Origin of the sequence: Shewanella sp. ENK2, assembly GCF_043568515.1 — a bacterium.
Lineage (GTDB): Bacteria > Pseudomonadota > Gammaproteobacteria > Enterobacterales > Shewanellaceae > Shewanella > Shewanella japonica.
The window spans coordinates 2,862,101-2,876,262 of the sequence record NZ_CP171406.1; the positions used below are offsets into that span (position 1 = coordinate 2,862,101).

Annotated in this window: 12 protein-coding genes and 1 other RNA gene; 6 read left to right on the forward strand and 7 right to left on the reverse strand. The window is 42.5% G+C overall.

All coding sequences use genetic code 11. The annotated features are described in order from the left end of the window. Positions 1-108 precede the first annotated feature (108 nt). The 3 genes from ACGEDC_RS12470 to ACGEDC_RS12480 all read right to left on the reverse strand — a co-directional run bounded on the left by ACGEDC_RS12470 (position 109) and on the right by ACGEDC_RS12480 (position 2,434). Positions 109-1,560, reverse strand: coding sequence for a glycerophosphodiester phosphodiesterase (locus ACGEDC_RS12470; protein ID WP_394493542.1), 1,452 nt, complete (start codon positions 1,558-1,560; stop codon positions 109-111). Between the two features lie 328 nt (positions 1,561-1,888). Beyond that, positions 1,889-2,071, reverse strand: a non-coding RNA gene (gene ssrS, locus ACGEDC_RS12475) — 6S RNA. 57 nt (positions 2,072-2,128) lie between these two features. Then, positions 2,129-2,434 (reverse strand): cell division protein ZapA, encoded by a 306-nt coding sequence (locus tag ACGEDC_RS12480; RefSeq protein ID WP_055022592.1) that lies wholly within the window; start codon positions 2,432-2,434, stop codon positions 2,129-2,131. A 542-nt stretch (positions 2,435-2,976) separates the two neighbouring features. Between ACGEDC_RS12480 and ACGEDC_RS12485 the strand changes: the two genes are divergently transcribed. The 6 genes from ACGEDC_RS12485 (at position 2,977) to gcvP (ending at position 11,282) form a co-directional block, all read left to right on the forward strand. Beyond that, a complete protein-coding gene (locus ACGEDC_RS12485) occupies positions 2,977-3,552 on the forward strand; it encodes a UPF0149 family protein (protein WP_055022591.1) in 576 nt (191 codons plus the stop codon). 76 nt (positions 3,553-3,628) lie between these two features. After that, positions 3,629-4,969: a 2-octaprenyl-6-methoxyphenyl hydroxylase gene (gene ubiH, locus ACGEDC_RS12490; protein ID WP_394493545.1), complete on the forward strand. Its 1,341-nt coding sequence runs from the start codon at positions 3,629-3,631 to the stop codon at positions 4,967-4,969. 52 nt (positions 4,970-5,021) lie between these two features. Further along, positions 5,022-6,233, forward strand: coding sequence for an FAD-dependent oxidoreductase (locus tag ACGEDC_RS12495; protein WP_394493547.1), 1,212 nt, complete (start codon positions 5,022-5,024; stop codon positions 6,231-6,233). Between the two features lie 231 nt (positions 6,234-6,464). Then, complete coding sequence (gene gcvT / locus ACGEDC_RS12500; protein ID WP_394493548.1) at positions 6,465-7,559, forward strand: glycine cleavage system aminomethyltransferase GcvT; 1,095 nt, start codon at positions 6,465-6,467, stop codon at positions 7,557-7,559. 253 nt (positions 7,560-7,812) lie between these two features. Then, positions 7,813-8,202 (forward strand): glycine cleavage system protein GcvH, encoded by a 390-nt coding sequence (gene gcvH, locus ACGEDC_RS12505; RefSeq protein ID WP_394493549.1) that lies wholly within the window; start codon positions 7,813-7,815, stop codon positions 8,200-8,202. 176 nt (positions 8,203-8,378) lie between these two features. Continuing rightward, positions 8,379-11,282: an aminomethyl-transferring glycine dehydrogenase gene (gene gcvP / locus ACGEDC_RS12510; RefSeq protein ID WP_394493550.1), complete on the forward strand. Its 2,904-nt coding sequence runs from the start codon at positions 8,379-8,381 to the stop codon at positions 11,280-11,282. 231 nt (positions 11,283-11,513) lie between these two features. Here the strand turns inward: gcvP and ACGEDC_RS12515 are convergent, their stop codons facing one another. From ACGEDC_RS12515 to ACGEDC_RS12530, 4 genes are read right to left on the reverse strand one after another with little or no spacing between them, the layout of a single operon-like run. Then, positions 11,514-11,879 (reverse strand): hypothetical protein, encoded by a 366-nt coding sequence (locus ACGEDC_RS12515; protein WP_394493551.1) that lies wholly within the window; start codon positions 11,877-11,879, stop codon positions 11,514-11,516. Further along, on the reverse strand, positions 11,879-12,121 hold the full coding sequence (locus ACGEDC_RS12520; RefSeq protein ID WP_394493553.1) for a hypothetical protein: 243 nt from the start codon (positions 12,119-12,121) through the stop codon (positions 11,879-11,881). Before ACGEDC_RS12520 ends, ACGEDC_RS12515 begins: the two co-directional genes overlap by 1 nt. An 18-nt stretch (positions 12,122-12,139) precedes the next feature. Further along, positions 12,140-13,003 carry a hypothetical protein gene (locus ACGEDC_RS12525; protein ID WP_394493555.1) on the reverse strand — a complete coding sequence of 288 codons (864 nt, stop codon included), beginning with the start codon at positions 13,001-13,003 and terminating at the stop codon, positions 12,140-12,142. A 36-nt stretch (positions 13,004-13,039) separates the two neighbouring features. Beyond that, complete coding sequence (locus ACGEDC_RS12530) at positions 13,040-14,113, reverse strand: DUF6765 family protein (RefSeq protein ID WP_394493557.1); 1,074 nt, start codon at positions 14,111-14,113, stop codon at positions 13,040-13,042. Positions 14,114-14,162: the final 49 nt, after the last annotated feature.

Consider the following 14,162-nt stretch of genomic DNA (forward strand, 5'->3'; position numbering starts at 1 on the left):
CTCGTTGCAAATGGGCTTTTTTATTGTCAGTCATTTTTTAGTTTTATTATTGTTTGTTGTTTTTATTGTTTGTTGTTTTTATTGGTTGTTTATCTAACAGCTAAACGGCTATTGAGTGCCATTTTCTGGCAAGGTTAAAATAATGGTTTCACCCGTTTTGTGTTCCAGCTTTTCATCTGTAATGGTTGGAAAACCATGCTCTAATAGCGGTGTTGGTGTGGTGTTTTTAGTAGTCACTTTCTTGGCCTTAACAATGGATTTAAGCCCCGAATTGAGTGATAAATAATACCCTTCTTGTTGGTAGCCCAACATTTCTTCAAAGCGATCAAAGTCAGCATCTTGTGGCAACGAGGCAATATAACGGCCGATATTACTTAATGGTTGGTAGCGTTTAGCGGGGACAGAAGCCTTAAACAGTCGCTGACAAATTTTGTATGGCGTAGCATCAACAATGACGCCGTCAGGCAAAGTGTTACGGCTAAGCGTTAAAAGCTGTTGTTGATGAAAATCGGTGCCATTAATCGAGTAGGTATACACCTTCATACCTAAACCCTTAGCGCGACTTTTTACCCCTGGGTTTTGCATATAACTACGAATATCAAGGTGTAAGCCTGAGTTAGTCCCTAACTTACTTTGCAGCTTTTTAAGCGCACTTGTGCTTGTATAATCTTGATAACGAGAGCGATAGCGCTTCGTTCCGTATCGACCCGCTAATTCAAGATCGTCTTGATTATCTAAGTAGTAAGCATCGTTTTTGACCCCTTTGCGTAAATCGCTGCGAAGCTTTTCTACGCTAGTTGGGTGACCGCCTTGGACAAAGCCAAGGTAAACATATGGGTTAATACCTCGTAGTTTATATAAGGTATCTTTATCTGCTGCGGAGTAGTAAAAGCCACTCAAGCCAATGTACTTACGCAACATGTTATCAAGATCAACTAACGCTTGGCCGTTAGCGTCGGATTTTATTTCCACATTTAGCTTTTGTGATGGGGCACGGTATGCCGCAAAAACCTTAAATGATTCAGCAGCGGTGATCGGGCGTTCATTTAAAAGCGCGTTAGTGTTTTTATCACGCAATTTTAATTGGCCGAACTCCTTGCGGTTCATGCGCTCAATCTTGTATTGCTCACCTGTATAATGCACTGTTGCACGCCCAGTTTGGCTATCGTGATGATTGACCCAAGTGCCATCTTTAAGCAGCATGACGTCAATTTCGACACTGTTAAAATTGTCATTAAGCGCCGCTGCTATCGCATTATAGCTACTTTCTGGTTGACGAAAGTCACCGCGATGGGCTGAAATATCGAGCGGACATTGCGCCGTCGATATCATTTTGATGTTGCCGTTTGCGGCAAGGTATAAGTTGCGATCGCCAAGGGCTAATTGTATGTCGACAATGTCTAAGCCTTGATTTGCAGCATCAAGGGGTAAATGCGAGATTGCAGCAGGAATAACATAAGCGGGTTGTTGAGGTTCTGGCGTTGACTTACATGCGGTTAAAAACAACGTTGAAGCTAAAAGTGAATAAAGAACGGCAGAATTTAGGAGGCGACTTGTCATAATCCCTAAGTGCAAGTTATTAATTTTGAAAACTTTATACCGCATTGTTTTATGTAAAACAATATTAACCTTAACTTTAACAAGTGTATTTAAAAGTACATTCCAAGTTGCTTACTTTGTCTCACATAGACGTTATCTTTTGATACATTTTATTATCAAGCTAGGTGTTTTAATAAGCGATGTTAATCGGTGTTTTATGATTGGCCTTATAGATGACAGATTAGGGCAGATGAAGCGAACTATCGTACCTCGTTAGGGCAAACATGGATTAGCTTGGCTAACCACAGATATAAAAAAGCCACCTAGTTAGGTGGCTTGTTTTATTAGGATGCTCCCCAGAATACCGACCGTCGGTGTAGCCCTTGAACCGTAGGTTCAAGGCGGGAAAATGTTCATCTCCTAAGGTTTCTCGGTACAAGCCGAGCATACACAATGTCAATGAAAACATTCACCCTGGGTTTGTAAATATCGGCACAGGGACATAACCTACAAGCGCATATCCCAGGGAGCAAAACCAGTGCGAATCATGTTGTTAGTCATTAAACTAGCAACACAAGTCAAAATTTATTTAATCTTCCTTGGTACGTTCCAGTAACGAGTTTTCCAACGTTGACTGAAGTAAAGAAATACGCTCGTCCATTTGCGCCATGTATTGTTTATTTTTTTGCTGCTCTTCATGTAACTCGTAGCCAATATTCAGCGCGGCCATAATGGCTAATTCTTCACGGCTTAAATTATTGGTACGTGCCTTCAAGTTAGTTAGCTGTTGCTCAACGCCTTTGGCAATCGAGCGCAACGCTTCCTCTTGTCCTTTCGGGCAAGCGATAGAGTAGGTGCGCCCTAATAGGGAAATATCAATAGCACTGTTACTCATAAGTCGCTGAAGATCCTTATTTGTCTAAAATAAAAATTGTAGCAGTTTACTCTTCCCTCTGACTGTAACGCTTTAGCATGAAAGCGTTTATCGGTGTGATCCAACAGTTGTTTTGCATCACTAATAGAGGAACTAGCCTGTTTGCGGACTATATAGCGCCCATATTAAAAGTGCAAGGTAACTTGCCCGCTTTAGCGCTATTTGCTTGATGAATGAGCATTTACTGTTTGTTCACTCTCGTTTAGCCGCCAAGCGCTTTTGTTTTAGACACTATTAAGGATACGTTGTTTATTGAAAATCGTTTAGTTCATCGAGTTATATTTGAGACCGTTAATATTAGCTTTTGATTTATTAAATCCCTTTTAGCCAAATGCTGATTCTTGGCGGCACTGTAAAACGAGCCTGAATTACGCTAATTGGCTTAAGGTGCTTTATACTTAACAGATTGACGAATTATTTTAACGACTTTCACTGTAGCATTTGGTGGCAGTTATTAACTCTGCTAGCATTGCAGCAGATTGTTTATTTATTGGAAAAATACCATGGCAACCCCTCCTTCTTTATGTATCGAAAAACTAAAAAAAGCCCTAGATTCTGCTGAAATAGGTCAGCACCCAGTTGAGGTGCATGGCGCATTAGTCGGATTAATTTGTGGTGGGGTAGAGCAAGCGAATACGGCTTGGTTATCACCGTTACTTGAACTGATGAATGACGGCCAACCTTTAACCACAGAGTTGCAGCAATTAATTGGCGAGTTATTTAAAGATACAGCAACCCGTTTAAGTGATGCTGAATTTGGTTTCTCGCCATTACTACCTGAAGAAGAAGAGCCATTAAGCCAACGTTTAGAATGTTTAGCTTTATGGGTTCAAAGTTATTTAACTGCCATTGCACTTATTCAGCCAAAGCTCAATGGCGCATCATCTGATGTACGTGAAATCATTCAGGACTTAGGTGCAATTGCCCAAGTTGAATTTGATGTCAGTGATGATGATGAATCAGAAGCCGCTTTCATCGAGCTACACGAATTTGTCAGAATGGCTGCGGTATTATGTTACTCAGAATTTGGTCCAGAAATACCACTTGATGAAACAGACGCAACCTCACCATTACATTAATGGTGCGAGTAAGGCATAGATAACCTATGCCTTTTATTGCTAAAAGTACGCCCTAATAATAAAAAGAATTCGTGTTATGACCCAGTCAATAAACCAAGCTGACAACGATGCTACTGAGCTATCCCATTCTTGTTCTAGTACAGAGCGTCGCGCTAATTCAGCACCCGCAGTAACGCACGTTGATATCACCATTGTTGGCGGCGCAATGGCAGGCGCCAGTTTAGCTTTAGGACTTGCGCAGCTATCGGCTAAATACCAACAGCAATTAGGGCGTCCGTTATCTATCGCCATCATTGAAGCCCAGCAACCAGACTCACAGCACCCAGGTTTTGATGCTCGCTCAATTGCAATAGCGCATGGCTCCGTGTTTGAGTTAACGCGGTTAGGCATTTGGCCAAAGCTTGCCAGTCTTGGCACAAGTATCGAAAACATTCATATCTCAGACCGTGGTCACTTTGGTATGACCGAACTGAATGCTGCGCAGTTTTCTTTACCTTCAATGGGACAAGTGGTTGAACTGGCTAAAGTCGGCAAAGTACTGTTTGATGAGTTAAAGCAGCAGGATATTCAACTGCATTGCCCTGCAAGGCTTGAACAGTTAGACACAGATACCAGTGGCCATACCCTAACATTAAATAACGGTCAGAAAATTCGTACCGCCTTGCTAGTGGCTGCTGATGGTGCACAATCAAAAGTGCGCCAAGCATTAAAGCAAGACATCGAGAAAGTGGATTTTGAGCAAGTTGCATTGGTTGCCAATGTGCAAACTGATAAGCCACATGATGGCTGGGCGTACGAGCGCTTCACAGGCTCTGGCCCATTAGCCTTACTGCCAATGTCGTCCGTATCGCTTGAGTCAAATGCACAACAGCCAAGGCTTTCTTTAGTATGGGCGCTTGATAGCGAACAAGCGCAAGCAATGAAAACCGCCTCTAAAGCTGAGTTTTTAGCCAAGCTGCAAAGTGCCTTTGGCAATCGAGCAGGGCGTTTTACCGATGTCGGAGAGCGAGTCAGCTATCCGTTAACCCTATTGTATATGCCAAGGCCGATTTACCATCGCAGTGTATTTATTGGTAACGCTGCGCAAACGTTACACCCAATAGCAGGCCAAGGTTTTAACTTAGGTTTACGTGATGTGGTTGGATTAATTGATGCCATCGAAACGGTTATTTGTGACAGCATCACAGCTAAACAAGCATTGGATCTTGGTCAACATTCGCTGATCCATCATTATTTGAATCTGCGTGAAGAAGATCGCCGTAATACCATTAACAATGTTGAATTTTTAGTGCGTGGCTTCTCAAATCAGTATTGGCCATTAGTGGCAGGGCGCAGTTTAGGGTTAAGATTATTATCATGGTGCCCACCGTTGAAAACGCCAATTGCCCATAAAGCCATGGGCTATAAAACGGCATAAGCCAGTTAACGTATATTGGGTTTACACTCGCTGAATCAAATGAAGGACTAACATGTTTCAAACTCAGACCTATGATGTAGCCATTGTTGGTGGCGGTATGGTTGGTTTAGCCACTGCCATTGGTTTAGCTGAGGCCGACTTAAACGTCGTGGTGATAGATGCTGGCCAAACACAGGCCGTAACAGGTGAGCCACGCCTTCGAGTAAGCGCGATTAACAAAGCCAGTGAGCGATTACTTACTAACTTAGGTGCTTGGCAATACATTAACTCAGCCCGCACAGCCCCTTATCAAAAAATGGCCGTTTGGGACAAAGACGGTCTAGGCAAAATTGCTTTTGATGCAGCGAGTATTAGTGAGCCTTCTCTTGGTGCAATTATCGAAAATCAGGCTATTAGTTACGCCTTAGCTAAGCGCACCGCGGAGCTTGCCAATATCACCCACCTTGAAGGCCAGCGATTAGAACGTGTGGCTTTTGGTGAACGTGAATCTTGGCTGACACTAGATAATGGCGATAATTTAAGTGCAGCCTTGGTGGTTGCAGCAGATGGAGCAAACTCTTGGGTGCGCAGTCAATGCCAAATTCCACTGACATTTTGGGATTATGGTCATCATGCCATTGTGGCCACTATTCGCACCGCACAGCCCCACGAAGATACCGCTCGTCAGGTCTTTCTGGCCGACGGCCCGTTAGCATTACTGCCGCTGTATGAAGATAACTTGTGCTCAATTGTCTGGTCAGTATCACCGCAAGAGGCTGAAAGGCTCCTTGCTTTAACGCCTGCAGAGTTTTCGAAAGCATTAACTGCCGCATCTGATGGCCGTTTAGGCATTTGTGAACTGGTTAGCGAGCGTCAATCACATCCATTACGTATGCGCTATGCTCGCCACTTTGCCCGCCATCGTTTGGTGCTAGCAGGCGATGCGGCGCACACCATTCATCCATTAGCTGGACAAGGGGTGAACCTAGGCTTTTTAGATGCTGCGAGCATTGTTGACACTGTCACCAACTTGCATGAGGCAGGTAAAGATATTGGTGACTACGCCAATTTACGAGCGCTGGAGCGATACCGTAAAGCCGAAGCTATTGAAATGATAACCGCGATGGAAGGGTTTAAACGACTCTTTGCTGGCAGTAATCCATTCAAAAAAGCCTTTCGTGATCTGGGCTTAAACCTAATTGATAATGCCGCTGGACTAAAAACAGTGTTCATCAAACAGGCTATAGGCAATAAACTCAAACTTCCTAAGTTATGTCGTGACTAAAATATCACCTTCCCTTCGGCCTAAAACTTGTTATATATCAGGGGATCGGCCGAAGTGGATGAAATACTTGTAAAAAAACTACACCCTTCGCATTAGTTAAACTAATGTTAATTCCCTCGGATTAGAAAATTTCCTACTATACAAAATTAACCCTATGGGTATAATTTTGGCGCATTTATAAAATGCCTTCATTCGTTTCACCTCCAGAAGGCTCATAAAAAAGAGATAATAATGGCTAATAAAACTGTACTCTTTAACAAGCACTTAGAATCAAATGGCAAGATGGTCGATTTCCACGGTTGGGATATGCCACTTAACTATGGTTCTCAAATTGAAGAACATAACGCTGTGCGCCAAGACGCAGGTATGTTCGATGTATCACACATGACGGTTGTCGATGTGACAGGTACTGAGGCTTGTGCATTCCTACGTAAATTATTAGCAAATGATATTGCTAAGCTTAAATTGCCTGGCAAAGCCCTATACAGTGGCATGCTTGATGACAACGCAGGTGTTATCGACGACCTTATTACTTATTACCTTAACGATACTCATTACCGCGTGGTGGTTAACTCAGCGACGCGTGTTAAAGACTTGGCTTGGATGGACAAGCAATCAGCAAGCTTCGATGTGACGATTACAGAGCGTCCAGAGCTGGCAATGATTGCCGTTCAAGGCCCAAATGCTAAAGCGAAAGCGGCTGAAGTATTCTCTGCTGAGCAAAACGCTGCAGTAGAAGGCATGAAGATGTTCTTTGGTGTGCAGTCTGAGTCATTATTTATTGCGACGACTGGTTACACCGGTGAAGCAGGTTACGAAATTATCGTGCCTGAAGCTGAAGCTGAAGCTTTATGGCAAGCACTATTAGAAGCAGGCGTTAAGCCATGTGGACTCGGTGCACGTGACACCCTACGTTTAGAAGCAGGCATGAACCTTTACGGTTTAGATATGGATGAAACCATTAACCCATTAGCCGCCAACATGGGTTGGACGATTGCGTGGGAGCCAGAAGACCGTGACTTTATCGGTCGTGAAGCATTAACTGCGATTAAAGCAGCGGGCCCAGACAAATTAGTCGGCCTAGTGATGGAACAAAAAGGTGTCCTTCGTCACGGCATGCCAGTGTTTTTCACTGACGCAGACGGTGTTGAACATGAAGGTTCGATCACCAGCGGGACTTTCTCGCCAACTTTAGGCTATTCTATTGCCATGGCACGCGTACCTAAGGGTATTAGCGACACCGCAGAAGTTGAAATGCGCAAAAAACGCGTAGCGGTTAAAGTTATCGCACCAAGTTTTGTAAGAAACGGTAAACAAGCATTTTAATGTTAGTGCGAAATGCTGGCTAAATCGTTTAACTTTGTTGTCGCCTGTACTCATTGATGCTTATCAACTCCGTGCAGGCTCCTCAAATTTAATCGATTTCACAGCACATTTTGCTACTAACATATTTTGGGAAACGGACTTATTTAGATAGTATCAATCAATAGTTAACGAGTTGATGATTAAGTACTTATCCCATTAACCCAAATAATACTAATAATTGCGCTTTAAATTTATAGATATAGGAATTATGACAATGAGCAACATTCCAGCTGAACTTAAATATGCTTCATCACATGAGTGGATCCGTAAAGAAGAAGACGGAACTTACACAGTGGGTATCACTGAGCATGCACAAGAGCTATTAGGTGACATGGTATTCGTAGAATTACCAGAAGTAGGCGACACTGTGACTGCTGGCGAAGACTGCGCTGTAGCTGAGTCTGTAAAAGCTGCATCAGACATTTACGCGCCTATTTCTGGTGACGTTGTTGCCGTTAACGAAGCACTAGAAGATTCACCAGAGCTAGTAAACAGCGAAGCATTTGGCGAAGGTTGGTTCTTCCGTGTTAAGCCATCTGACGAAGCTGAATTAGCTAACTTGTTAGACGCTGACGGTTACCAAGAAGTGATCGACGAAGAATAATCGTCGACGCTAACGAGAAGCTCCCTTGGGAGCTTCTTTTTGTTTTGCCTTTTAACTTTTTTAAAGGTTTTAGCGATCCTTCCGCTCACCTTTAAAGTATTGCACAACAACATTTTTCCCTAGACCAGTTTAATGCCCTACAGCTTGATTCTGGCAGATTTGGAACACGACTTCTCATGACAAAGCAAACCCTAACTCAATTAGAGCAACACGAATTATTTTTAAGCCGACACATTGGCCCTAACGAAACTCAACAACAAGAAATGTTGAACTACGTTGGCGCTGAGTCGCTTGAAGACTTAACCGCACAAACTGTGCCTGGGTCAATTCGTTTACCGCAAGAGTTAACCATTGGTGATTCATGTGGCGAAGCGGAAGGCACAGCCTACATCCGCACCATTGCTGATAAAAACAAAGTATTCAAAAGCTACATCGGCATGGGCTACTACGGTACTGAAGTACCAAACGTCATTTTACGTAACGTGTTTGAAAATCCGGGTTGGTACACTGCCTATACCCCTTACCAGCCAGAAATCGCTCAAGGCCGTTTAGAAGCCATTTTAAACTTCCAACAAGTGTCGATGGATCTAACCGGTCTTGACCTTGCATCAGCATCACTGCTTGATGAAGCAACCGCCGCTGCTGAAGCTATGGCCATGGCTAAGCGTGTCTCTAAAGCCAAAAAAGCGAATATCTTCTTTGTGGCAGATGATGTGTTCCCACAAACATTAGATGTTGTGCAAACCCGTGCCGAATGTTTCGGTTTTGAAGTGATTGTAGGGCCAGCTGAAGAAGCCGCTAACTACGAACTATTTGGTGCGTTATTCCAGTACACCAACCGCCATGGTGAAATCACCGACAACACAGAACTGTTTGCTAAGCTTGCTGAAAAGAAAGCCATTGTCACCGTTGCTGCTGACATCATGTCACTGGTATTACTTAAGTCGCCAGGCTCAATGGGCGCAGACATCGTATTTGGTAGCGCACAGCGTTTTGGCGTACCAATGGGCTACGGCGGGCCACACGCAGCCTTCTTTGTTGCTCGTGACGCACATAAGCGTTCAATGCCAGGTCGTATTATTGGTGTATCAAAAGACACCCGTGGCAACAAAGCACTGCGTATGGCAATGCAAACGCGCGAGCAGCACATTCGCCGCGAAAAAGCCAACTCAAACATTTGTACTGCACAAATTTTACTGGCAAACATGGCGTCGTTTTACGCTGTATTCCATGGCGCAGTTGGCCTTAAAAATATCGCCAGCCGCATTAATCGTTTAACTGACATTTTAGCAGTGGGTCTTAAAACCAAAGGTGTTGAGCTGGTTAACAACACATGGTTTGACACGGTTTCACTAAAAGGACTTGATGTTGACGCCGTTAATGCACGTGCATTAACCGCTGAAATGAACCTACGTATCGATGCTGACGGCATTGTGGGTATCAGCTTAGATGAAACCACCACCCGCGAAGATATTGCACAATTATTTGATGTCATTTTAGGTGAAGGGCACGAGCTTGATGTGACGGCCATCGACACCGACATCATTAATGGCGCTGCATTTGGCGAAGGCAAAGGTTCAATCCCTGCTGAGCTTATCCGTAACGACAAAATCTTATCTCACCCAACATTCAGCAGCTACCAAAGCGAAACTGAAATGATGCGCTACATCAAGCGTCTTGAGAACAAAGATTTAGCCCTTAACCATTCAATGATTTCGTTAGGCTCATGTACGATGAAGCTGAACGCGGCTGTTGAAATGCTACCGGTAAGCTGGCCAGAATTTGCTAACATGCACCCATTCTGCCCACTTGACCAAGCTGAAGGTTACACTCAGCTTATCAACGAATTATCTGACTTCTTAGTCAACATCACAGGATACGATGCCGTTTGTATCCAGCCTAACTCAGGCGCACAAGGCGAATACGCGGGTCTGCTTGCGATTAAGAAATACCACGAGTCACGTGGCGACGGACACAGAGACATCTGTTTAATCCCACAATCTGCTCACGGTACCAACCCAGCGTCAGCCCAGCTTGCAGGCATGAAAGTGGTTGTGACAGCGTGTGATAAAGACGGCAACGTTGATTTAGAAGACTTACGTGCAAAAGCCGCTGAACTTGCTGACAGCTTATCGTGCATCATGATCACTTACCCATCGACTCACGGTGTGTATGAAGAATCAATTAGCGAGATCTGTGAAATCGTGCATCAACATGGCGGTCAAGTGTATCTTGACGGCGCCAACATGAACGCACAGGTTGGCTTAACGTCACCAGGCTTTATCGGCGCAGACGTATCGCACCTTAACCTACACAAAACCTTCGCGATTCCACATGGCGGCGGCGGACCAGGTATGGGCCCAATCGGTATCAAAAAGCATTTAGCGCCATTTGTTGCAGGTCATCAAATCGTTAAACCAGGCCGTGAAAGCGACAACAACGGCGCAGTCTCTGCCGCGCCATACGGCAGTGCTAGCATTCTTCCAATCAGCTGGATGTACATTAAACTGCTTGGTACTAAAGGCGTGAAACAGTCTACGCAAATGGCACTATTAAATGCCAACTACGTGATGAAAAAGCTATCAGGCCATTACCCAGTGCTATTTACTGGCCGTAACGACCGTGTTGCTCACGAATGTATTATCGACCTGCGCCCACTTAAAGAAACATCTGGCGTGACCGAAATGGACATCGCTAAGCGTCTTAATGACTATGGCTTCCATGCGCCAACCATGAGCTTCCCAGTAGCGGGCACGTTGATGATTGAGCCAACAGAATCTGAGTCAAAAGTTGAGTTAGACCGTTTCGTCGAAGCGATGATCTCAATTCGCGGCGAAATCGCTAAAGTCGAAGCAGGCGAGTGGCCAGCGGACAACAACCCACTGCACAATGCGCCACATACCATGGCAGACATTATGGACCCAGCATTTGATTCACGCCCTTACAGCCGTGAAGAAGCCGTGTTCCCAAGTGCAGCAGCAAGAGCGAATAAGTTCTGGCCGACGGTGAATCGTATTGATGATGTTTATGGGGATCGTAATTTGATGTGTAGTTGCGTACCAATCTCTGATTACGAATAATTGCTGCTTGGGCTCGCTATTACGGCGTTGAACCTCGGCTCCAGTGCTCATTGACAACAGTCAACTCCGCGCTAGAGCCTTCGGCTCGCCTTGTACTAGCATCGCCAGCGACGCAATTATGGTGGTAGCTGACTTTGTATGAAGTTTAGTTATTTACCAAAGTGAAAAAGCGAACCGATTGGTTCGCTTTTTTGTTTAAATTATTTAAATCTACAGTTTAGTTATTTAAATTTACCGTAAAGTAGAAAAAGTTTTTGAGCGGGCAATGACAATTTTATTATGCTCTATTTCTAGTTCTGTAGTATCGCGACCTTTATTTTTTCCATCTTCAATTTTCTTGTCTAAAAAGTCGATGTGATCTTCTATGACTTGTTCTGTTCTAATCACCGCAGCTGGTTTTACTTTTAGTTTTGCAAAAAACCAATCAATCAATGTTACAATACCTGTAATAAAAAATGGAATTATAGTCGTATATAAATGTATTTCGTCTTGAGTTAAATTGAATATTTTTAATTGCAGAATACCAATTAAAGCAGCTGATATTGATGCCGATGATCCAGCAGTGCCTATTCCCCAATTTGCTTTACTTTTCTCCATTAGTATAACTTCCTACCAGTAGATTTTAGTAATGCATCAATTAATGCTTTGTTATCATCGATATTTACTTTGGATATTGTAGTTTCATTATTTTCTACCACTTCTATATTCACATATTTGGGCGGAAAGTATTTAACCATTACTATCTTACCAATTGTATAGCAAACACGATAAAAAAATGGCAAAGAAAGTATCAGTGATAACATTATTAATAATTGGATATATGCTTCATTTTCAGTCATTTGACTTCTCAGTTAAAATTATTCTGCACGTTTACGGATAACTTCAAGTAGTTCTCTTTTATATGTAGGACTAGTGCCATGTCGATGTTTTGTGATTGTTTTTAATTTTACAGAGAAAAGTGCTGTCTTGGAAAACTCTTGATTATTTTTATTAACTCGCTCAATGAATGCTTCATCTTTCATTGTTACAGCAACAAGTGAATCATCAGGAAGCTTAATTTGCCACCCACTAGTACCTTCAAAGTTTACTTTAGTGAAGTATACCTCTTTTCTCTCAGTGTCTTCTTTTATTTCTTCAACAACATTTTGAGAAATAGTTGTAAAGCTTTCTGCATCTTCCTCAGTAATCTCAAAAGTTTCAGTACCTTCGTCATCTTTTACTATGAACTTAGCATTTGTAGTGCCTTCGAGTGGTGCTTTAATTATTGTATCAATATTGTCTCTAAAGCTTTTACTTGCAATTAATTCAGCAATCTCACTAGGTATGTTCATTTCTGAGTCATCGCTTAATTTTACCGTTGACATGCCTTTTGTTGTTGGTTGTATTAATGTGATTTTACGTGATTTCAATTCTTTTAGTGCGCCCAAGACTGTCACAGCAGTACCAGTTACTCCCATGAACCCTAAAATTGATAATGGGTTTATTCCGGCATTGTTCAAATATGTTACGAATTCTACTACAAATGAGCCTTCTGAATGTGCTTTTACATCTAAGCCTAAGTCTGCACCTTCACCATTAATCACTTTATTGGCATTTTTTAGTGCCTTTGACATACTGACTATGGCATCACCAAGTTTTTCCGCATCAATTGTATGCCCCTCAGTTTCTTCAGTGTCATATGAAATTTGAAACACGTGTTTTACTGCATCTTTTTTAAACATTATAGAATCTCTAGTAATTTATTATTATGTTGGTATTCAAGCCGCGCAAATACCGTATTTGGGTAATACATCATGTAAAATATCTAGCCTGTGAGCTTGAAGCGCATCGTGAAATAATTTCCAGTCTGAATTTAAAAATTCAGGTTTATATTCAAATTCATCACTTTCATTATCTTTACTTTCAAGCTGCCCAATAGATTCATGTTTCCATGAACCTAATCCTTTCGGAATATAATTTATTTCGACAGCCCCAAATGAAAACTTACCCTCTGCAATCGCGGTAATCCATTTTGCATGTCTATCTTCGCCATCTTTATCTTTAATATTCTCTATTAACTCTTTTATGACATTTAGATCTTCATTTGGTATACCATTTATTTGAGCAAGGTTTATGCTTTGATCGTTACTTAGAAAGCACTTCATTGCTCGACACATCATATCTGTAGCTTCTAAAAATGACTTTGGGTTGTCTCGCTGTACTTCTTGTTGAAAGCCATTCTTATATTTCCAAGTAATATATGGTCTATCAGGATGGCTAAGTGCTGCCCCATGCCCAAGTGGAAATGCATTACTTACAAACCAATTTGAAATTTTGTCGAGCCAGCTGCCATCTAGCTCAGGGTCGTTGCTAGTTAGCTCAGAAACCTCATTAATTTTATGATTGTTTCCTGTAAATCCATAGTGTGTAAAAGTGTCGGCATACACATGCATTGTTATACCTAACCGATGCAATGCGTATGGTTTACTATGATCAGCTACGGCGAGTCTAAGCATATCGCGAGCTACGTAACTATCTGGTTGACAGATTAATTTATTAATGAAGCTTCCTGTAGGGTTTTGACCTGCTGGTAAGCCAGCATTACCTGGTAAGAAGTGAAATGGTGCCCAAACTTGGTGATTAGCTAATTCTTCTGAATTTCTATAATCCAGCATTTTATGTGCAGATGAGATTCTGGAGTACATTGCGCCATTAGTGAATTTTATTACACCAGAGTTCGTCGCGTCATCGACATATTGAGCACTATAAGCAATCACTTGTGCTTCATTGTCATTAAAACCAGCGAACCTTGCTGCTATGTAAGTTAGTGTATGGTGTCCGTCAATTTGCATATAACTTCCTTATTTACCATTAATGTTGTGATAGAACCCTATTAAATGG